Source organism: Paenibacillus tarimensis, from assembly GCF_021532315.1.
Classification (GTDB): domain Bacteria; phylum Bacillota; class Bacilli; order Paenibacillales; family Paenibacillaceae; genus Paenibacillus_I; species Paenibacillus_I tarimensis.
Map to the genome: position 1 here is coordinate 1 of NZ_JAKGAO010000037.1, position 21,334 is coordinate 21,334.

The following is a 21,334-nucleotide window of genomic DNA, read 5'->3' on the forward strand; positions in this document are numbered from 1 at the left end:
TCTTTACAGCAACAATATGATATGCGGTCGTGGCGGAATTGGCAGACGCGCTAGATTCAGGTTCTAGTGGTGTAACAGCCGTGGAGGTTCGAGTCCTCTCGACCGCACCATATGCGGAAGTGGCTCAGCGGTAGAGCATCGCCTTGCCAAGGCGAGGGTCGCGGGTTCGATTCCCGTCTTCCGCTCCATAATTACTCCAGGGTTCTTTATTCCCTGTCGGGTATACCTTATGCAAGTTTTTGTCGGGACGTAGCTCAGCTTGGTAGAGCACCTGGTTTGGGACCAGGGGGTCGCATGTTCAAATCGTGTCGTCCCGACCATATTTTTTACGATTATCACTATTATTGGTCACAGTAGACCATTGAATAGTGTTTTTTTGTTTTTCAGCTATTTACTCCTACATAAGTTACACTTCCCCTTTGATTTGCCCCGTACGTTACTTAGGTTTGCCTGGTGCTCCTCTTCTCCCTGATTCTTTATAATTCTAATTGTAAATAAAGAGGGGAGGCTTTCAAAATTGAAGAAAATTAAAGCGTTTACAAAGACAGTTCTGGTTGTATCAATATTGATGATGCTGCTTGCGGCATGTTCAAACAGTAACAACGGTCCGTCTCACCAAGAACCCGGGGGGACTGCAAAGAGTTCGACCACTAATGAAAATGAACCCATTACATTGACGTATTTCTTGAACGCACCTGGGGACAATGTCCCGGAGCATTTCAAGCTCGGTGATCTAATCACGGAGAAGACTGGAGTAACAGTTAAGTATGAAAGGCTGGTTGGTGAGATCGAGCAGAAGCTGGGAGTCATGATTGCAGGTGGTGAGTATCCCGATATGATCTATGCGGGCGATAGAACCTCCAAGCTTATTGATGCGGGGGCCTTACTTCCACTCGAAGATCTGATAGAGGAGCATGCTCCGACGTTGAAGAAGCTCTACGAGCCGTATTGGGACAGAATTAAGGCTGCCGACGGCCATATTTATGCCCTCCCCAATTCTGTACCAACAGGCCAGCCAAACAGGTGGGTAAATGCCGCCTTCTGGATTCAGAAGGATGTGCTTAAGGACGCAGGATATCCGAAAATTACAACTTTCGATCAATATGTCGAGGTACTTAAAGCATACGCAAAAAAATATCCGCAGATTGATGGGCAAGATACTGTGCCATTCGCCATTCTCACTTACGATTGGCGTATCTTCACATTAACGACAGCCATGCAGTTTCTTGCCGGTGGTCCGAATGATTCCAGAGCCATGGTGAACCCGGAGACGGGTGAGCTAAACTTCTACCAGACCGACGAGAACGTATCCAAGCGATATTATGAAAAGCTTAATGAAATGTGGAATGAAGGACTGATTGATAAGGAAGCCTTCGTGATGAACTATGATCAGTATCTCGCGAAGCTGTCCAGCGGTCATGTCCTTGGTATGCATGATCAATCCTGGCAGTTCCAGGATGCTACACAGGCGTTGAAGCAGCAGGGGAAGCTGGACCGTATGTATGCGCCTCTACAGCTGACCTTTGATGATAGCATCCCGGGAGATTATCTGGATGTTCCGTCAATCAACTATGGAATTGGCTGGAGTATGTCGGTGGATAACAAGGACCCAGTACGGACAATTAAATTTATCGATCAGCTTGCGACGGACGAAATGCAGATCCTCCGCAACTGGGGAGTCAAGGACGAGGATTACAAAGTGGACGAAAATGGCCGTTTTTACCGAACCGAGGAGCAGCGGAAATGGTTTGAAATTAGCGAGAATGCACTTGGATGGGATGGTAAGATATTATGGTTTTACCCGAACGCTGCTGGAACGCTGCCTGATGGCAACAACTATATGCCTGGGGAGCAGCCGGAGGAGATTGCGGCAGGCTATTCCGATACGGACCGGGAGATTCTTAAAGCATATGGCGTTAAGACTTATCCGGAGCTGTTCAATCCAGCAAATCCGAAGCGGAAGTATTTTCCACTATGGAGCATTGAGCTGACGGAGGATATGAAGCTGTTTGATCAGAAGCTGGGTGATTTGAACCGTAAATATCCTCCACAAATGGTTGTGGCAAAATCAAAGGACGAGTTTAACGCCATTTGGGATGAATATGTTAAGGCTGTAAATAAACTCGATGTCGAGGGATGGATGGCTTATCATACCAAGCATGTGAAAGACAGGATGGATAATTGGTAATGTTGACACGTACGCAAACCGAAGCAGGGTCATGTCATGGCCCTGCTCCATTGTCAGGAGGATTGCTATGGAACTGAAGGTTCATCGTACGTCCGCGAAGGCCGGAGCAAGCAGAACCGCTGTCCTGTGGAAAAGAATAAAGCAGCAAAAACTGCTGCTGCTTATGTCTGTCCCGTTTGTCGGGTATGTAATCGTCTTTAACTATATGCCGCTCTGGGGCTGGCTGATGGCTTTTCAGAATTACAAGCTTGGTTCAAATATTATGAACAATGAATGGGTGGGTCTCAGCCACTTTCGGGAGCTTTTTGAAGATGAGATGTTCATCCAGGTGCTTAGAAATACATTGGCGATGAGCGTGATCAATCTCGTCTTTGGTTTTGTCAGTTCCATTACACTCGCCCTTATGTTAAATGAAGTGCGCAAACTGCTGTTCAAGCGTTTCGTTCAGACAATCAGTTATTTGCCTCACTTTATCTCATGGGTGGTAGCAGCTAATCTGATTATGACGGTGTTCTCTCTTGATGGTGTCGTAAATGCCTTGCTGCTCCAGTTGAACATCATAAAAGAGCCCATTCTGCTGTTGTCGGAACCTAAAGCGTTCTGGTGGATGATTGGAATATCTAATGTATGGAAGGAAGTAGGCTGGAACGCTATTATCTATCTGGCTGCGATGTCCATGATTAATCCTTCTCTGTATGAAGCTGCAGAGATTGACGGAGCCGGCAGATTCCGTAAGATGTGGAGCATTACGCTGCCTAGTATGGTACCGTTAATTGCCATATTATTAATTATGAACATAGGAAGACTGCTTGATGCAGGGTTTGAGCAGCAGTATCTCCTGATGAATACGATGGTTGTTGATTATGCGGAAACAATAGATATCTATGTTCTTAAGTACGGAATAAATCTGTCCCGGTATTCCTTCGCTACGGCAGCAGGTATCTTCAAGTCGGTAATCTGTATTATTCTGCTGGTGTCAGCTAATCAGCTTGCGAAGCGAATGGGACATTCCAGACTTTTTTAGCCGAAAGGAGGCCATCAGATATGAAAGCAGGCACAGGGAGCGGAAGATCGAGTAAAATACGCTGGACCTGGTTTGATTTCGTTAACTCAGCTTTGCTTGTCTGTCTCATGGTGGTGACCCTGTATCCATTCGTAAATATGGCCGCAGTTTCCCTTAACCAGGCCGTTGATACGACACTTGGCAGCAATTTTATATGGCCGCGTGCTTTTACGCTCTACAACTATGAAGTGATATTGAAGGACAGCATCATTTATCATGCTTTCGTGATTTCTGTGCTGCGTACTTTGCTTGGGACGGTCACAAGTGTATTTTGTACTGCTATGCTGGCCTATACATTAAGCCGTCCGGAATTTATGCTTCGAGGGACGATCTCCTTGCTGTTTGTATTTACGATGTATTTCAGCGGGGGACTGATTCCCGTCTATATGTTAATTAAAAGCATGGGGCTTACGAATTCATTTTGGGTCTATATCATACCCGGGCTGGTGGGCGCATTTAATCTGATCGTTATGCGTTCATTTATTGAAGGACTGCCAGAGAGCCTGGTTGAATCGGCAAAAATAGACGGGACCAACGATTTTGGCATCTTTGTCCGGATTATCCTTCCGCTTTGCATGCCGGCCATAGCCACGGTCTCATTGTTCGTAGCTGTTGGTCAGTGGAACAGCTGGTTCGACACATTCCTGTACAATTCTTCTAATCTGAAGCTGTCCACATTGCAGTATGAACTGCTTAAGAAGCTGCAGTCAGCGAACATGAGCATAGGCTCTTCGGCCACTTCGGCTTTCCTCAATAATCAGAACGCTGAAGCCAATCAGGTGACGCCAACATCAATGCGAGCAGCTATTACGATGCTGGCCACCTTGCCGATTCTATTCGTGTACCCGTTCCTGCAAAAGTATTTCGTAAAGGGAATGACCCTTGGAGGAGTGAAGGAGTAAAAGCGAAGTGAGTACGAATTAGGCCGCTCAGCCTCTTTACCGGTATACTGGTTGTTTGTTATTATGATAACGATAATAGGGTATAACAAAACAACCTAATCGTTAGCTCGTTTTGTAAGCGTATACAATAGGTGAGGGAGGGTACGTTGTATTCACGTCTTCTAAAGCGATGGAACAATATCCGACTGCGCAACAAGCTGTTGATCCTTTACGGTGTAGCTGTGTTTATTCCTATGATTATGACCAATCTGATCTTCTATACCATTACGGCTGATAACGTTCGTGCTCAGAAGATTACAGACCTGAGGCATTCGCTGGAAAAGGGGAAGGAAGCGTACCGTAAGGCGCTGGAATCCATTGTCGGCATCTCGTCCATGCTGTATACCGATAGTGAACTGAGTGATGCTCTGGATCATCATTATGATTCAACCAATGAGATGCTTTCTGTCTACGATAGCGTTGTTAAGAATGCAATAACCCGCTATGTCTCGCTGAACAAGCAGTTTTATAACGCGACACTGTACACGGATAATGAGACGTTGATCAGCTCCGGCGTCTTAAAGCTCATTGACATGCATACGGTTCAAGAGGAATGGTACCAGGAGGTTCAATCGGTACAGGTAATAGGAGAGCTGCTCCTATACTCAAACTTCCCTGCAAGCGGCAAAGCTGGGATTGGCTCGCGTGCTGCTTGGGACCAGCCATATCTCAGTATCATCCGAAAGCTGGATTTCTTTCGCAAAAGCGGTTCACATATGAAGCTGCTTAAGATCGATATTCTACCGCAGTTTGCGGAAGAAACGCTGCGGGACATATTCCCGCTGGGTGAGCTTTATCTGACAGGCCGAGCCGGCGAGGTTCTGTATGCCTCTAATGGTTTACCCGGTACGCTAGCGCATAGGATGAGTGATAGTCATAATGTCAGCCTGGTTAGTTCCTTTGACAATGTGAATTATTTGAATGGCTGGAAGCTGATCGGCATATATCCGAGAAAACAGATTGACAGCGCCATGCAGCAGTCCAGACTGTCTTTTGTGTATCTGACAATAGCGAATCTGATTCTTCCAAGCCTTATTATTATGGTTCTGTCACGTACGCTGAATGCACGGATCGTTCTTTTGTGGAAGCAGATGAAACAGGTAAAGAACCAACATTTCGATCTCCCTGAGATGGAGCAGGCTAACGACGAGATTGGCCAGCTGACAGGTGAGTTCAACCGGATGACCGCGCAGATCAGCCTTCTCATCCGTGACGTATATGAAGCTGAGCTTGGAAGAAGACAGGCTCAATTGAATGCTCTTCAGAGCCAGATCAATCCCCATTTTCTATTCAACACCCTGGAGACCATCCGTATGAACAGCTTGATGAAGGGGGAGCAGGAGACCGCGCTAGTTATTAACCGTCTGGCCAGGAGCTTCCGCCGTTCCATCACGTGGGGAAGTGATACCGTCCCCATTCGCGAGGAGCTTTCATTTATTGAAGACTTCCTGGCTATACAGAAGTTCCGATTTGAAGACAGGCTGGAATACCGGTTCGACATGGAACCGTCCATTATGGATGTGCAAATTCCTAAGATGAGTGTTCTGCCCATTGTTGAGAACGCTTGCATCCATGGTATTGAACGGCTGGAGGGTTCAGGACTTATTGAGGTGATCGGTACCCGGGATGCAGCTGCCGTTCAGATCGTTATACGTGATAACGGCGTGGGCATGTCGGATGAGAAGCTTAATGATGTAACGGGAGCGATGAGAAAGGATGTACTTAATCAGGGCCAGCATATCGGAATCCGGAACGTGTACAACCGTCTGAAGCTTTATTATCAAAGAAATTTTGAGTTAATTTATCATTCCGCTCCGGATAGAGGCACCGTGGTGACCATGGTTTTTCCGGTAGAGAAACAGGTGTAGCCTGATAAAGGGGGAAGGCATGTGTACAGAGCACTTCTGGTTGAGGATGAACCGAAAATGCGGGAAGGCATGAAACGGATTGTATCTTGGGAAGGATACGGCTTCCTCCTGTGCGGTGAAGCGGAGAATGGCCGGGAGGGTCTTCAGCTGATCGAGAAGGAGAAGCCTGATCTGGTTGTGACAGATGTACGCATGCCTGTCTTAAGCGGGCTCGAGCTCATGATGGAGGTTTCAGGACGAATTGACTGTCAATTTATTGTTATATCCGGTTACAGCGAATTCGATTATGTAAAAGGTGCTTTAAAGTTTGGAGCTGTAGATTACCTGCTTAAACCGCTTGATGAGGAGCAGCTTGCAGATGCTCTGCAGCGCGCAAAGCGGCGTCTGGACAGAGAAGCGCTGCTGCCGAAATCTCTTCCTTCCCACTTGTCGGCAAGTGGTGCTGTTGGTGACGTTATCCGTTATATAAAAGACAAATACCCCTATAACATTACGATTAAAGACATCGCAGGCCAGCTGTACATGCACCCCATCTATCTGGGTCAGCTGTTCAAGAAGACAACAGGCGTTTATTTCAACGATTATGTTCACCAGACTAGGCTGGAGGAAGCGCAACGGCTGCTCGCGACCACAACCAAAAAAATCTATGAGATCGGCCTGGATGTCGGCTATAAAGATATTGATTATTTTGTCCAGCAATTCAAGAAGCGAGCGGGCGTTACGCCCTCCCAGTACCGGTCAAGCGTTAGAGGCTGTATGCCATGAACAAGAGGCTCTCTGCACTGCTCCTATCTGCAAGCTGTCTGCTCAGCATGATGTTTACGGTATCATGTTCGGTGAACCCCGGCTGGAAATCGAAGAGTCACGACCCGGTAACATTCCGCTACTTCCTTAATGCACCGGGTGATAGAGTGCCGAACCATACGCTTATCGGGGAGGTGATTAGGGAGCAGACTGGTGTGACGATTCAATATGAACGTATTGTCGGTGAGATTGACCAGAAGCTGGGGGTGATGATTGCCGGCAAGGATTACCCGGATTTTATCTATGGTGGTGACAAGACCTACCGCTTACTTGAGGCAAAAGCATTGATCCCGCTTGAGGATTTAATTACGGACCATGCCCCCAACCTGCAGCGATTGTATGAGCCTTTCTGGGAAAGGCTCAAGGCAGAGGATGGACACATCTATACCCTGCCGCTATCTGTCCCGACCGGGAAGCCGACAAGGTGGATCAATGCGGCGTTTTGGGTCCAGAAGAAGGTACTCAAGGAGGCGGGATATCCCGTTATCCGGACCTTTGATGAGTATGTGGAGCTTCTTCGGAATTACTGGCATAAGCACCCGTTCTATGAAGGGCAGCCGACAATACCTTTTGAAATTTTAACTTATGACATCCGAAATTTTACGCTGACAACAGCTATGCAGTTCCTTGCTGGAGGCCCGAATGATTCCCGGGTAATGGTCGATCCGGCATCGGGCAGCCTTCATTTTTATCAGACGGATGAATCGATAACGAGACGCTACTACAAGAAGCTGAATGACATGTTTTTGGAAGGCATGATTGACCGTGAAGCATTCGTTATGACTTACGAGCAGTATCTGGAGAAGCTGGCAGGCGGGAGAGTATTGGGGATGTTCGATCAATCCTGGCAGATTCAGGAGGCCCAGCTGGCATTGAAGGAAGCGGGGAAATTCGAGGAGATGTACGCCCCCCTGCAGCTGACCTTTGAAGCGGATACCCGGGCAGAGTATTTGGAGAATGCTGCCATGAATTATGGTATTGGGCTTGGCGTTTCGGTAGGCTGCGATGACCCGGTCCGCGCCATCCGATTTGTGGATTATATGGCCAGCGAAGAAGCTCAGCTGCTTCGGTATTGGGGAATCGAAGGCCAACAGTATCAGATCAGCGGGCAAGGTAGGCTTTACCGGACGGAGGAACAGAGAACTTGGCTGCATAACAAGCGCAACAGACTGCATCTTAGCGGGGATATCTTATATTATTGGCCGGGCTCAACCGGAACCATGCCAGATGGCAACAGCTATGATCCGGCCGTTCAGCCGGAGGAGGTCCAAGCAGAATATTCGGATGTGGATAAGGAGCTGTTAGCGGCCTATGGGGTGCAAACCTATGAGGAGCTGTTCCATCCCCCGAATCCGAAGCGTATATATTTCCCGGCATGGAGCATTGAGCTTTCAGATGAGGCTAAGGTTTTTGACCAGAAGCTGAGTGATTTGAACAAGCGGTATCCTCCTCAGATGGTGGTGGCCGAAACCAAGGCGGAATTTGATCACTATTGGCGGGAGTACGTTGGAGCAGTCAGCAGGCTCGATGTTGAAGGATGGCTGAGTGAATTGAAGGAGAAGATTCATAAGCGCCAAACTGATTGGCAATAAAGAAGAGGAGGATACCTAAATGATTGGACGTAGAACGCTCAGAACGCTTATGACGGTGGTTCTTGTTGTTCCACTGATGACTCAAGGGACTGCGATCGCGTCGAACGGGGCTATAAGCCCTGCCAAGGAGAAGGGGAAGGAACAGGATAAGACGATGTATTTTGCCGATGCGAACGCCACGCCAGAAACAAGGTCATTATTAGCATATCTGAACCGTATAAGGGGCAAGCAGGTGCTCTTCGGCCATCAGCACGCGACTACAGAGGGACTATCAATCGCGGCGAAAGACGGAACGGAATCGGAGGTGGAGAAGGCCGTCGGTGAGCTTCCTGGCATGTTTGGCTGGGATACGCTGAGCCTCGTTGGTGATGAGAAGCCCGGTTCCTGGTCCAATACAAGAGAACAGAACCGTGACAATCTGATTAAAGTAATGAAATCCGCGTACCAAGCGGGTGGCGTACTTGCGTTAAGCGCGCATATGCCAAACTTTGTGACGGGCAATAATTTCTACGATACCAAGGGCAATGTTGTATCCCATATTCTGCCCGGCGGGGACAAGCATGCAGCATATAATGACTATCTTGATATGATTGCTGACTTTGCCAATAACCTGAGGGACGATAAGGGTAATCTTATTCCTGTTATATTCCGGCCGTTTCATGAGCAAAATGGCGGATGGTTCTGGTGGGGAGCGCCTTACCGTACCAAGGACCAATATATAGAGATTTACCGCTATACCGTGGAATATTTGAGAGACAAGAAGAATGTGCATAACTTCCTGTACGCCTTCTCACCCGGAAGTCCGTTCAATGGAGACCCGAAAGTGTTCCTCGAAACATACCCTGGTGATGAATTTGTCGATATTCTAGGCTTTGATACATACTATGACGGTACTAGCGCCGGCTGGTTTGATATCGTGGTACAGGATGCAAAGCTGGTCTCACAGCTCGCGGATGCCCGCGGTAAAGTGGCGGCTTTTACGGAGTTTGGCTATTCGGGCGTGAAGCCGACCGGCACGCAGGATCTTGCCTTCTTTACAAAGCTGATTGCAGCCCTCAAATCTGACCCGGATGCCAAGCGGATGGCTTATATGCTGACATGGGCGAATTTTTACACAGATAATATCTTTGTTCCTTACCGAAATGCTCCGAACGGGCTTGGGGATCATGAGCTGCTTCGTGATTTTGTAGCGTATTACCAAGATCCTTATACAGCATTCGTCAGGGAGGTGACAGGGGCTTATACGAATAAGATGAAGGCGGCCAAGAAAAAGCCTTTCCTCCACATCGCATCGCCTACAGGCATGCAGACAATACCGGCAACGAAGGCAACGACAATTCGTGCACGTGTGCTGGATCAAAAGGAATGCAGGGTTACTTATCAGGTGGGAGATGAGGAGAAGGAATTCAAAATGCAGACGGATAAAGAAGGGTTCTATTATACAGCAGATTGGATACCCGGCGAGGAACTTGATGAGTCTGGTGTCCTGCTGACGGTAAAATCCTATCCCAAGAACGGAACGGTGATATCTGAGACTGTACAAGTCTTCATTAGTGATGCACCGGAGATGCTGGATCCGAGAATTGTAGATCAATTTGAAACATATAAGGGCAGTAATGAGCTGCTGGATATGGCGTACAGCCCGGCTGGGGACTTAAGCTCCATCAAACTGGAGAGTGCGGCCAAGGCGGAAGGGAACTACAGCCTGAGGTTTGACTATAACGTAAGCGGCCAGGGGTACGCCGGCCAAGTCAAGAACATGGAGGGGGTTGATTGGTCGGGAGCAGGGAAGCTGAAGCTCTGGCTGAAGCCGGACGGAAGCGGAAATAAGCTTGTTCTACAAATCAATGCCAGCGGAATATCTTTTGAAGCGTACCCCTCGCTGAACGGTACAGATGCAGGCTGGCTGGAGATCCCTTTTAACGAATTCAGACCCGCTCCGTGGGATACAGCACATGCAGGCAAGACAATGGATGCCGATAACTTGAAGGATATCCGGTCGTTTGGCATATATGTGAACAAGCAGGAAGGAAGCAAAGCCGATAAGGGGACCTTGTATATGGACGATATACGGGTAGAATAGTTTATTAGGTAGAAAGAAGTGGCAGCATTGCGGTGTCGAGTGCCTTTTCTAACGTGCGTTGTGCGCGCTTGGCAGGGGCCTCTTGTTTTTGTGAAGAAATGTGCTGAATAGCCCTAACGAGTCATGTCCAAATGGAGAGGAGCATGCAGAATAGAGAAAGACTGATTGTTTAGGAAAGGAAGATAACAATATGAACGATAAACATTTGGCTACATATTTGTTTGGCGCGTGGGCCGTTTCCGTGCTTGCGACGGCTGGAAGCCTCTATTTAAGCGAAGTCATGCAGTTTATGCCTTGCAGCTTGTGCTGGTTTCAGCGCATCTTCATGTACCCCCTAACGATAATGCTTGGTATCGCATCAGCCAAAAACAGCCCAGCCGTTATCCCCTATGCCATACCGCTTGTAATTATTGGGGCAGCATTCTCGCTCTATCATACCATTATTCAGAAACTGCCTCCCAGCCTGAATACTGCCGCTTGCGGGCCTGTCCCCTGCAGAGGCGATTACTTGGATTGGTTTGGTTTCATAACGATCCCCATGCTGGCGCTGACTGCTTTCCTGATTATATTAGCGGCACTATTGAGGGCGCACAGGCTTTCGCGGTAAGTATTCTGGGTAGTTTTTTAGGAAGGCCCTCCGTTACAAAGAAAGTAATGCAGCAATTTTTCCTTCATAAAGAAGGTAACTTAAGTCTTATTCCTACAAAATAGCATGTAACAATTTATTCTGAATATGTACACTTGAACCATGAGTAATTGAATATGTGAAGGAGGCTTGTCAATGGCATTGGAAATGAAAGGCAGCTGCCAAACATGCGGCACAGCGTTACAGATGGATTCGGATGCATATATTTGTGTATATGAGTGTACATTTTGTCCGGATTGCAGCAGCAATTCGCATCATATCTGTCCGAATTGCGGGGGTGAATTGGTTAGAAGACCTCGTAAGATGACTTCGTAAGATGGTGGTGAGTGCCGGGCTGTTTGGCGCAGCGGGGAAGCGGGATAGAAGTCGGCTGTGAACGGTTAGCGGCGGTACCCGATAGAAGGATACGAGTTACAGGTGATCGTTTATTGATCCATGAGGAGAGCGCAGCTCTCTCTTTTTTTTTATAAATGATTATTGACGGCAAAAGCATCCGGTATTATGATAGGAAACAGTTGTGAAATTAGTCACATGTGATAATGGGGTCATTATTCTTTCATCAGAGGAGTGTTTTTACTTATGAACGCTGCAGAAACGATTCAGACGCCCAGTGCGGACAAAGAACAGCAGACAACCCAGGATCTTACCCAGATTCTTGTACAGCTGTCGAAGCCCGAGGTCCAGCAATCCCTGGTCGCGCTTATTGACAATCTACCACGTTTGACTGAAGCAGCCGGCAAGCTTGCTGATTTGTACACGCTGTTGAACACGCTTGCAAATGATTCTGTATTTGTAAACGATGTGAAGGGCGGATTCAACGAGATGGTCATGCCGGTAGTCGATGGTGCAAAAGGGATTGCATCAGCTGCGATAGAAGCAAAAGACAGAGCCGAGACGGAAACGGACAAGATTGGAGTATTCGGCCTGTTGAAAATGATGAACGATCCGCAAGCTCAGAAGATGTTTCGCTTCTTACGTGCATTCCTGGCGGTTACCAATGAGCGGGAGAATGCTCAATAAACGGCTTCATTTCTTATATAGGGGGATATGGATATGCAACAGATTGTGATACTTGGCGGGGGTTACGGCGGGTTGTTAAGTGCGCTTACAGCCAGAAAATATTTGTCACCGAAGGAAGCGGAGATTACGCTTGTCAACCGGGATAATGCACATCAGATCGTGACAGAGCTGCATCGTCTGGCGGCTGGTAATATTGATGAGAAAGCAATAGGTCTGCCGCTTGATAAGCTTCTGAAAGGGAAGTCTATTAACCTGATGCTCACATCGGTAGAGCGTATAGATCCGGATCAAAATCGGGTATGGGTCGGGGGCGGACGCTCGCTCAGCTATGATCATCTTGTGGTCGCTCTTGGCAGCGAAACGGCATTCTTCGGCATCCCGGGCCTTCAAGAAAACAGCTTCACACTGAAATCCATTGAAGATGCCAACCGTATCCGCAGCCATGTTAATGGCAAGCTGGCCGAATTCGCCAGAACGAAGCGGAAGTCGGACGCAACCATCGTTGTGGGCGGCGGCGGTCTTACGGGTGTTGAGCTGGTTGGGGAGTTCGCGGATGAAATGCCTGAGCTGTGCCGCAAGTACGGAATCAGCCGGGAAGATGTTTCGCTGTACTGTGTGGAAGCGGGTCCTTCCATTCTTGCAGGGTTTCCTGCTGTGTTGGTTGAGCGGGCTAAGACAAGCCTGGAGAAGCGCGGCGTAACCTTCCTGACGGGCCAGCCTATTACGGAATTTAAAGATGGTACGGTATTTATTAAAGACGGTACGGCAATTGAGACCGGAACATTAGTGTGGTCCGGCGGTGTTCAGGGGAATCCGGTAGTAGCGGATTGCGGAATTGAAGCGGCACGCGGAAGAGCGATGGTAAACGATTATCTTCAGTCGACATCTCATCCGAACATTTTCCTGGCAGGAGACAGTGCCGTTGTTATGGGTCCAGAAGGCAGACCTTATCCGCCATCTGCCCAGCTGGCTTGGCAGATGGGTGAAGCGGTCGGTTACAACTTGTTTGCCAGCATTCGCCAAGCTCCGATGCAGACCTTCCAGCCGGTATTCTCGGGGGTTCTTGCAAGCCTTGGAAGACGGGATGGTGTGGCCACAATTGGAGCTACGAAGACGGAACTGAAGGGCTTCCCGGCATCGGCGATGAAAGAGATGAGTAATGTACGGTATTTGTCGCATATTGGCGGCTTGTTCTCTCTTACTTACTAGTTCAAAACGAAAAGGAACAACACAGAAGCAGTTAGATCTTCTTCTGTGTTATTCCTTTTTAGCTGGAAGTCACCATTTCAGGACTAAGCCATGTAAAAACCGCCACTCTCGATGAGAATGGCGGTTTCATTACATAAATGACGGAGTCCTCTCTTAAGAGGCTTGACCAGTTACATTCATACCGTTCTTTGTAATCGTATACGTGATCTTCTCGCCGCTCCAGAAGTGGAAAGTCAAGATAACCTTGCCGTCCTGCACTTCATTAAAGAAAGCTGGAAGAAGTGAGATTTCATTGGTGTCGTATGATGGATTAAAGGTATTGCCAAATTCCTTATATGATGTCCAGTTTTGAGGCCCGGCATTGCCGCCAGCTTCGTATACGGCCTCCATGGTTGCGAGACGGTCGCCGTTGAAGGCAGTCGGGATTGAGAATTCGTTGGTTGTACCGACAGCATCCTTGAGGACTGGCGTGTTATAGGTAATTACATTAAATCTCCAGTCGGCGCCTTTATTGAAGTGAGCGATAATCTCGGCTTGCTTGCCTGTTTGCTTGCCTTTGCTTGTCAAAGTACAGAGCAGGCAGGATTTCAAGGTTAAGACTTCACCGTTCAGCTCATATTCCTTACCCTTGCGCAGCTTCTTGCCGTCTACCGAAAGACCGGTGAGTTTATTGCCGTTTAACTGCAGCTGAACCTGAACGTCCTTGAACTTATCTCCTTGCTTCAAGAAAATTTGGTCTGTCTCTGCAGTAGACGAACGGCCTTTCCAGCTGGCTTTCATCATGGCAAACAGCTCAGGATCGTTCCACTTAAGGATGGAGCGGTTCAAATGCTGACCGTTGTCCCAAAGCATATGGGTAATATTCTTCTGCTGGAGGTAATGGATCAGGAACTCAAAAAATTTCAGCTTCTCGCCCTGCTCGATGACATTCGTGTTCTTGTCAAAGCCGAGTAATCCGAATTCTCCCAGAACAACAGGTATTCCTCTTGCCACCAGCGTATCATGCACCCGGTCGAAGGTAGCCGTAATGTCACTTCGGGTATCCTCCTCAAAGCGTGTGTACCCTGCAATGTTAACGCTGAATGGCCAGAAGCCATAATAATGTACTGTAGCAATCAGATTAGGATCATTCAGCTCGGTGATGGTTTCGTAGAGTGCATCCAGGTTGTGCTGCGCTGTAGCAGTTTCCAGCGTAGGCAATACCAGCGGACGTTCGCTGTTTTTCCCGCCAGAGCTGCGGACAATGTGATAGAAGGAAACGTTCAGCTCCTCCAGGAGTTCAAAGTGTACAGGGTCTTCCGCTCCCCAGCCGTCGGTGAAACGCGGTTCATTGATGCTTTCGAACATTAGCTTGTTAGAGTGGTTTCTGAAACGGTCGGATATTTGAGTCCATGCCGCATTGTAACGGGCCAGAACCTGATCATGCTCCTGCTGCATGCGGTTAACCCACATCCAGGAATCATGATGAAGGTTAATCATAACATACAGGTCAGCTTCAAGCGCCCAGTTTACAATCTCCTCCACACGGTTCATAAAATCAGGATTAATTGTATAATCGGGTGCGGCGCCTAGCCGCTGGTCCCAAGTGATTGGAATCCGGATGCTGTTATAGCCTTCCGCGGCAATATGGTTAATAAGCTCTTGCGTAACACGCGGATTTCCCCATGAAGTTTCGTCTTCTCCCGTCGCATCAAGGGTATTGCCCAGATTCCAGCCTGGCTGCATGGCTTCTACATAAGACTGAATGGTGCTTTTCTTACTCTGTCCTCCTTTATTGTCTGAGGCTGCAGTGGCAGCTGATGCAAATGAGGTGAGCAGTAAAATAGCAGCAAATACCAGTGATAAAAAAGGTTTGATTCTCGTTTTCATCATGAATAAAGGTCTCCTTTAGAACAGTATTTAAGAGTGGGCTGCGGATAAGTAAATGATTGACGAATTCTACTGATACCGTTTTCATTAAAGGGCTGCATTAACTTTAAATCGCTCATTTGCGTAAAGATAGGCACCTCCATTTCTATATTGTAAGCGCTTGCAATACGATCTTAACATAGCCTGATGCATTGAAAATACCCTAAAAAATAGATGAGTGTTCATGTAACATTTTGGACTTCGACAATGAACGACATTAACCGATGTTAGTTGGCAAGCGGAAAATAAAAAAAACCGGACTGCTGAGCTGCAGTCCGGTTGACCTTTTGGCTTAAAAAGCAAATGAATCGTCAATGTACCATTTTCCATCAATTTTGATAAGATCAAAATCATCAGTGTCGGTATTTGTCTCGCCGTCCAACGAAACTTCAACACGATACTCAACATGAGCAGTATCTTCATCAACCGTAACGTCAAGTATCTCGAAATCGTTGACCTTTATATTTCCCAACATGCCTAAGAAAAACTCTTCTGCTTCTTCCAGCTCGTCCGTGTCCGGCTGATTTTCCGGAGAATATAGGGAAGCGAGTGTCTTAATATCTTTGTTGTCTACCGCATGGACAAAGGCTTCGACAGTTGCTTCAGGAGAAGACATTGAACCGCTGCTCTCCCTTAACAGAAGGAAGCCTACGATCAGTATGAGCACTGCAGCTGCCATAAATGCAGGCTTCTTATAAATAGGGGTGGCAGCCTGCGGATGAGACGGCGGCACGGGAGCACTCGGTGTTACTACAGCTCCGCATGAGGAGCAATGTTGTGCATTTTCTTCCAGCTTGGTTCCGCATGAGGTACAAAACACGGGACTAATCAATCCTTCCAGGTATGTAGTATTTGTAACAGCCAAGTGATTATAGCACTAAAGACCCAGTCATCCTATCTTTTTTAGTATTTTTTTAAGTTTCATATATAATCTATCGAATCTTCATCTAATCCTCATGAATCGGATCTCAGCGGGGAGTATGATGTTCTTACAATAACATTTAGACTTAATATAAATTTATGAGGATCGGATATTAGGAGAGGAGCCATCTCATGGTATACAAAACAGTTATTATAGGAACAGGTCCAGGGGGGTTAACAGCGGCAATATATCTTGCACGTGCAAATATGGAGCCGCTTGTGATTGAAGGGCCTGAACCTGGTGGCCAGTTGACGACGACAACAGAGGTTGAGAATTTCCCTGGCTTCCCGGAAGGGATTATGGGTCCGGAGCTAATGGCGAATATGCGTCATCAGGCAGAGCGGTTCGGAGCGAAATTCCGGACAGGCTGGGTTCGCAGTGTAGACATGTCCAAGCGTCCGTTCACCATATTTATTGAAGGCGCGGAGAGTATACAGGCTGAGACGATTATTGTCTCGACTGGCGCTTCAGCTAGATACTTGGGAATTCCGGGCGAACGTGAGAATGTCGGACGCGGTGTCAGCACCTGTGCAACCTGTGACGGCTTTTTTTTCCGGGGGAAGAAAATTATCGTCATAGGCGGCGGAGATTCCGCTATGGAGGAAGCCGGTTTTCTGACTCGCTTTGCTTCAGAGGTGGTGCTTGTAAACCGGCGGACAGAGCTGCGCGCCTCCAAAATCATGCAGGATCGTGCGCGGGCAAGTGATAAAATTAGCTGGTCGCTAGACCGTACGCCGCTTGAAGTACTCTCAGGACCACTGGGTGTCACTGGGCTCAAGGTTCGGAATAACGCCAGTGGAGAAGAGGAAGTGATTGAAGCGGACGGCATCTTCATCGCAATTGGGCATATTCCGAACACCGCTTTCCTGGAAGGCCAGCTCGAAACAGACAGCAGCGGTTATCTGATTGTGAAGCCGGGTACGTCCCAGACCAATGTACCAGGCGTATTTGCATGCGGCGACGTACAGGATAACCGTTACCGCCAAGCGATTACGGCTGCGGGGTCTGGATGTAAAGCGGCTATTGATTGTGAGTATTATTTGGAGGATGTGCAGAGCAATACAGCTGATGTTCAACTGAAATTTTAAAGACCTGGAGCGGCGGCTCCGGGTTTTTTTGCCTATTGTCCATTTACTGGAATAATAAACAGTCATTTTGTTTACGATAATGCTGGTTATGAATAGGGGTTGCCGGGCAAATGCAGGAGTATGGTAAAGTAGAGGTGATGGAAGATAAAGGAGCTGTTGGAACGACAATGAGAAGAACTTATACAGCTAGTATTGTGTCGGTTATGGCAGCGGGTCATAAGGATTCTTTTGTGACCGCTGCTGCTGATTTTATTCACGTAGAGCTTGGGGGTATTCCGGGTGATCGTCATTACGGCATTATGGTACCTGCTGATGTACGGCAGAATTGGTATCCCAAAGGCACAATGATCGCTAACAGACGCCAGATCAGTATCGTTTCCGCAGAAGAATGCGAAGAGATCGCCGTACGGATGGGGCTGCCCGAGGTGCGTGCTGAATGGCTTGGCGCCAATATTTTAGTAAGCGGCTTAGAGGGACTTACCTCCCTGCCCCGTGGCAGCAGGCTGCTGTTTCCAGATGGTACCGGACTGATATGCGAGGGTGAGAATGAGCCGTGTACAGGCCCCGGCGCTGTTATTGGCGAGCAGTATGGACGGCCAGAGTTAAGCGGTATGTTCGTTAAGGCGGCTTATAAGAGAAGGGGCATTGTTTGTTCGGTAGAACGCGAGGGGACTATAAACCGTGGGGATTCGTGTGAAATACTTATTCCCAGATGATTAATAGCGAGAATACCAAAAACGTCGATATTTACAACAAGATCATCTATAGTCAATGCTATGGGGAAGGCCTAAGATAAGAGATGGATACGTTCATACGATCAAATATAAAGGAGAGCGAAAAATGTCCAAAATTAAAGTTGCCGTAATAGGCTGCGGATCGATCTCTAAATACCGCCATATTCCCGAATATGCGGGAAATCCCAATGTTGAACTTATTGCATTCTGTGATATTGTTGCCGAAAGATCCCAGCACTTTGCTGATGAATACAATGCCAAGGCTTACACGGATTATAAGGAGCTGCTTGAAAAAGAGAAGCCGGACGCAGTAAGTGTTTGTCTGCCGAATGCCTTGCATGCTCCCGTATCAATCGCCGCTGCCAAAGCCGGTGCCCACGTTCTGGTGGAGAAGCCCATGGCAGCCACGGAAGAAGAGGCGCTTGCGATGATTGAGGCTGCAAAAGCAAACAATGTATTCCTGATGGTTGGTCATAATCAGCGGCTTATGCCTCCTCATGCAAAGGCCAAGCAAATATTGGATTCCGGTGTACTGGGTCGGGTTCTTACTTTCCGTTCCTCATTTGGACATCCGGGGCCAGAAGGCTGGAGTGTCGACGGACGCAACAGCTGGTTCTTCAATAAAGAGGATGCCGTGATGGGGGCGATGGGAGACCTGGGTGTACATAAGGCGGATCTGGTTCGTTACCTGCTGGGTGACGAGGTTACTGAGGTGTCTTCATTCATCAGTACTCTTGATAAGGGAGACGCGGATGTGGATGATAACGCGCTGACTATCGTTCGCATGAGGAGCGGTGCTATTGGTACGCTTGTTGCAAGCTGGACGTATTATAAGGGTGAAGACAACAGCACAGTTCTATGGTGTGAGAATGGGGTCATGAAGATTGGTACGGACCCTGTTGACCAGGTTATAGTTGAGCTGCGTGACGGTTCAGTCGAGAAGCATAGTGTAGGGGCAATTGCTACCAACGAAGCCCAGACGAGCAGCGGTGTGATCGACGCGTTTGTCGATTCTATCCTTACTGGCAAGGAGCCGAGCATATCCGGAGAGGAAGGCATGAAATCCCTCAAGGTCATCCTTGCTGCTTTTGAGTCGCAGGCAACAGGTAGAACGATTTCCCTTTAGTGGGAGCATGAAAGTTAGGGAAGGGGCGCCGTCATGAACGGTGCCCCTATTTTTTGCGATTATAGTGATTTAAAGCCTTGTCAGCTTGTAACCTTCGTTCTCCAGTCGTTTAACAATACCCGAGTCGCCCAGGAAATGGGCTGAGCCAGCTACGACAAAGTAAGTATCGCCCGAACCGTCGTTCAAATAAGACTTAATCTTCTCTGTCATTCCGACATTGCGGTCATCGTTCAAGTATTGATAATACAAGGTCATCGCCTGAGATGAAGCAGATGCGGCGTTCAGCACGGACAGCATCTTTTCATTATCCCCGTATTCCCAAGCCAAGGCCATTGTATCCAGAGTTTGAGAGTCGTTTCCTGATGCCGGGTTATTCAATGCTTCGTGTAAGAGCTTTTCTTGAAACGAAGGGCTCATGCTGTCAAAATAATCGATCTGGAATTCCACGCCCTCGAGCTCCAGAATTTCACGTTTACCAGCACGGTTCAGGAAGTATTGATCGATCCCTTCAACCTGAGTGTATTCTTCGCTTATTCCGAGAAGATTGGCCAGCAGCATCTGGATATACCAAGGTTCATAGGGGTCAAATGTATCGGCAGGCAAGCCGATCGACTTCAGCAGCTCTTGAAGCTGGCTGTACAGCTCGGGCGATATATGATCTTTTAATGTTTCGCCTTCCGGGTAGGAGGCCTTCTCAAGCGTGTACAGTCCCATTTTCTCCGCATCCGTATTCGCAATATCAGCCTCGACAACGAGCTTGTCTGATTCTGCGAATGCCTTTTCAATTGCCGAGCTTAACGGATACATTTCCTTTGTAGCTACATGGATCGAGCCGAGCAAGTAGACCGAATTGTCGCCCTTCTCAAGCTTCCAAAGATAGCCTTTGGATTCATCCGGAGACTTGTTATTTGCCGCGCTGGCTTGCGGCACTGGTATAACGAGTGCCAAAGATAATACTACTGATAATGCTGCGTAAAACAACTTCTTCACCTTGGTCATCCTCCCTTTGGATATATCGCTCTTATATGCTTTGATACAGAGCGTATACATTTTATACGAAAGAAACACCTGTGCGTAGCATAATTTTGCAAAAATGTTTAGCATATTGAGGTCTTAATAATATGTAACGTTAACTAGTAGGTGCTAATCTTGCATAATAACTGGCTTGCTTGTTCATAATAGCCCATTATGAAAAGGACCAAGAGATGGATCAGCCTAAGTGTTTGCTTAATAGTCGTCGGTTTTGTTGTGGTTTATCATAGCTGGACTCCGGTCGTCTATTCCACATACCAAGCAGCAAAGCTTAATCCGTGGGAGAAGGAGGTCCGGCGAATTGAATCCAGCTATGGAGGGCATTACCCCCAGGGGGCAGTTGTGTTTATCGGCAGCTCAAGTATTCGTGCATGGCGTACGTTAGAGTCTGACATGTCCCCTTTTAAGGCTGTCAACCACGGCTTCGGAGGTTCGGGAATCCGGGATGCGATTAATTATATCGACAGGTTAATCGTACCTTTTCATCCAGCAGCAGTTGTCTGCTTTACAGGAACTAATGATATTAACGGCATTCCAGGGAAAACAAGGACGGGGCGGGAGGTTTATAAGGACACTGCTTATTTTATTCAAAAAGTGCAGCGGCGTCTTCCGGGGGTACCTGTTTTTTATGTTTCCATCACACCGACCGAGCTGCGTTGGAAGGTGTGGAACGAGGCACGTACGGCAAACAAGCTAATAAAATCTTATTGTGATAAGCGGAAAGGCGTTTACTACATTGATTTGGCTGCCCTCATGGTGAACGCTAAGGGGATGCCCGATCCAAAGTATTATAAAAAAGACAAACTGCACCCTAATGAAGCGGGATACAGAGTATGGACAGATGTGATAAAGAGGGCATTAGCTGAAGAATTAATGTGAGCGCATAGGAATTAATAGTTCGACTTGATTAAGACTGTGCATCTGTGATATATTATAAAACATTGCAGAACGAGCTCACATTATTGTGAATGATAGCTCAAGAGACAGGAAAATATTGTCGATTGCTATTAAACGAGCTGCATGATATATTGATATTCCGGTCGCGAGAGCGGCATGGACAAGCAAGACAGAGTAAGACAAACGAAGTAATTGTTCTTTGAAAACTGAACA

At 47.6% G+C, this 21,334-nt stretch carries 18 protein-coding genes and 3 tRNA genes; 18 read left to right on the forward strand and 3 right to left on the reverse strand.

Annotation, left to right across the window (positions count from 1 at the left end):
- Positions 1-23 precede the first annotated feature (23 nt).
- The 14 genes from L1N82_RS22535 (at position 24) to L1N82_RS22600 (ending at position 13,414) form a co-directional block, all read left to right on the forward strand.
- Positions 24-110, forward strand: a tRNA-Leu gene (locus tag L1N82_RS22535).
- 3 nt (positions 111-113) lie between these two features.
- Positions 114-188: transfer RNA gene (locus L1N82_RS22540), tRNA-Gly, on the forward strand.
- A gap of 55 nt (positions 189-243) precedes the next feature.
- Positions 244-320: transfer RNA gene (locus tag L1N82_RS22545), tRNA-Pro, on the forward strand.
- Between the two features lie 365 nt (positions 321-685).
- Positions 686-2,188, forward strand: a complete 1,503-nt coding sequence (locus L1N82_RS22550; protein WP_235289715.1) for an extracellular solute-binding protein — start codon at positions 686-688, stop codon at positions 2,186-2,188.
- Positions 2,189-2,255: 67 nt separating this feature from the next.
- A complete protein-coding gene (locus tag L1N82_RS22555; protein ID WP_235289716.1) occupies positions 2,256-3,212 on the forward strand; it encodes an ABC transporter permease in 957 nt (318 codons plus the stop codon).
- A 20-nt stretch (positions 3,213-3,232) separates the two neighbouring features.
- A complete protein-coding gene (locus tag L1N82_RS22560; RefSeq protein WP_407946808.1) occupies positions 3,233-4,153 on the forward strand; it encodes a carbohydrate ABC transporter permease in 921 nt (306 codons plus the stop codon).
- Between the two features lie 233 nt (positions 4,154-4,386).
- The gene (locus L1N82_RS22565; RefSeq protein WP_235289717.1) at positions 4,387-6,060 is read left to right on the forward strand and encodes a sensor histidine kinase; all 1,674 of its coding nucleotides are present in this window, start codon (positions 4,387-4,389) and stop codon (positions 6,058-6,060) included.
- Between the two features lie 21 nt (positions 6,061-6,081).
- Positions 6,082-6,825 carry a response regulator transcription factor gene (locus tag L1N82_RS22570; protein WP_235289718.1) on the forward strand — a complete coding sequence of 248 codons (744 nt, stop codon included), beginning with the start codon at positions 6,082-6,084 and terminating at the stop codon, positions 6,823-6,825.
- On the forward strand, positions 6,822-8,456 hold the full coding sequence (locus tag L1N82_RS22575) for an extracellular solute-binding protein (RefSeq protein ID WP_235289719.1): 1,635 nt from the start codon (positions 6,822-6,824) through the stop codon (positions 8,454-8,456). Before L1N82_RS22570 ends, L1N82_RS22575 begins: the two co-directional genes overlap by 4 nt.
- A gap of 19 nt (positions 8,457-8,475) precedes the next feature.
- Positions 8,476-10,539, forward strand: a complete 2,064-nt coding sequence (locus tag L1N82_RS22580; RefSeq protein ID WP_235289720.1) for a glycosyl hydrolase — start codon at positions 8,476-8,478, stop codon at positions 10,537-10,539.
- A gap of 190 nt (positions 10,540-10,729) precedes the next feature.
- A complete protein-coding gene (locus L1N82_RS22585; protein WP_235289721.1) occupies positions 10,730-11,146 on the forward strand; it encodes a disulfide oxidoreductase in 417 nt (138 codons plus the stop codon).
- Between the two features lie 174 nt (positions 11,147-11,320).
- Positions 11,321-11,500: a DUF1272 domain-containing protein gene (locus L1N82_RS22590; RefSeq protein ID WP_235289722.1), complete on the forward strand. Its 180-nt coding sequence runs from the start codon at positions 11,321-11,323 to the stop codon at positions 11,498-11,500.
- A gap of 264 nt (positions 11,501-11,764) precedes the next feature.
- Positions 11,765-12,205: a DUF1641 domain-containing protein gene (locus L1N82_RS22595; RefSeq protein WP_235289723.1), complete on the forward strand. Its 441-nt coding sequence runs from the start codon at positions 11,765-11,767 to the stop codon at positions 12,203-12,205.
- A 33-nt stretch (positions 12,206-12,238) separates the two neighbouring features.
- Complete coding sequence (locus L1N82_RS22600) at positions 12,239-13,414, forward strand: NAD(P)/FAD-dependent oxidoreductase (protein ID WP_235289724.1); 1,176 nt, start codon at positions 12,239-12,241, stop codon at positions 13,412-13,414.
- Positions 13,415-13,567: 153 nt separating this feature from the next.
- Here the strand turns inward: L1N82_RS22600 and L1N82_RS22605 are convergent, their stop codons facing one another.
- Both L1N82_RS22605 and L1N82_RS22610 read right to left on the reverse strand, forming a co-directional pair.
- On the reverse strand, positions 13,568-15,286 hold the full coding sequence (locus tag L1N82_RS22605) for a cellulase family glycosylhydrolase (RefSeq protein WP_235289725.1): 1,719 nt from the start codon (positions 15,284-15,286) through the stop codon (positions 13,568-13,570).
- Positions 15,287-15,614: 328 nt separating this feature from the next.
- Positions 15,615-16,187 (reverse strand): NTF2-like N-terminal transpeptidase domain-containing protein, encoded by a 573-nt coding sequence (locus L1N82_RS22610; RefSeq protein ID WP_235289726.1) that lies wholly within the window; start codon positions 16,185-16,187, stop codon positions 15,615-15,617.
- A gap of 188 nt (positions 16,188-16,375) precedes the next feature.
- Here L1N82_RS22610 and trxB point away from each other — a divergent pair, with 188 nt between their 5' ends.
- From trxB to L1N82_RS22625, 3 genes are all read left to right on the forward strand, one after another.
- The gene (gene trxB, locus L1N82_RS22615; RefSeq protein WP_235289727.1) at positions 16,376-17,332 is read left to right on the forward strand and encodes a thioredoxin-disulfide reductase; all 957 of its coding nucleotides are present in this window, start codon (positions 16,376-16,378) and stop codon (positions 17,330-17,332) included.
- Positions 17,333-17,499: 167 nt separating this feature from the next.
- Entirely contained in the window at positions 17,500-18,048 is a 549-nt protein-coding gene (locus L1N82_RS22620; RefSeq protein WP_235289728.1) for an MOSC domain-containing protein, read from the forward strand.
- A 124-nt stretch (positions 18,049-18,172) separates the two neighbouring features.
- Entirely contained in the window at positions 18,173-19,192 is a 1,020-nt protein-coding gene (locus L1N82_RS22625; protein ID WP_235289729.1) for a Gfo/Idh/MocA family protein, read from the forward strand.
- A gap of 69 nt (positions 19,193-19,261) precedes the next feature.
- On the opposite strand, the gene L1N82_RS22630 is transcribed toward L1N82_RS22625, so the two are convergent.
- Positions 19,262-20,182 (reverse strand): TraB/GumN family protein, encoded by a 921-nt coding sequence (locus L1N82_RS22630; RefSeq protein WP_235289730.1) that lies wholly within the window; start codon positions 20,180-20,182, stop codon positions 19,262-19,264.
- Between the two features lie 384 nt (positions 20,183-20,566).
- On the opposite strand from L1N82_RS22630, the gene L1N82_RS22635 reads away from it, so the two are divergent.
- Complete coding sequence (locus L1N82_RS22635; RefSeq protein ID WP_235289731.1) at positions 20,567-21,103, forward strand: GDSL-type esterase/lipase family protein; 537 nt, start codon at positions 20,567-20,569, stop codon at positions 21,101-21,103.
- The last annotated feature ends 231 nt before the right edge of the window (positions 21,104-21,334 follow it).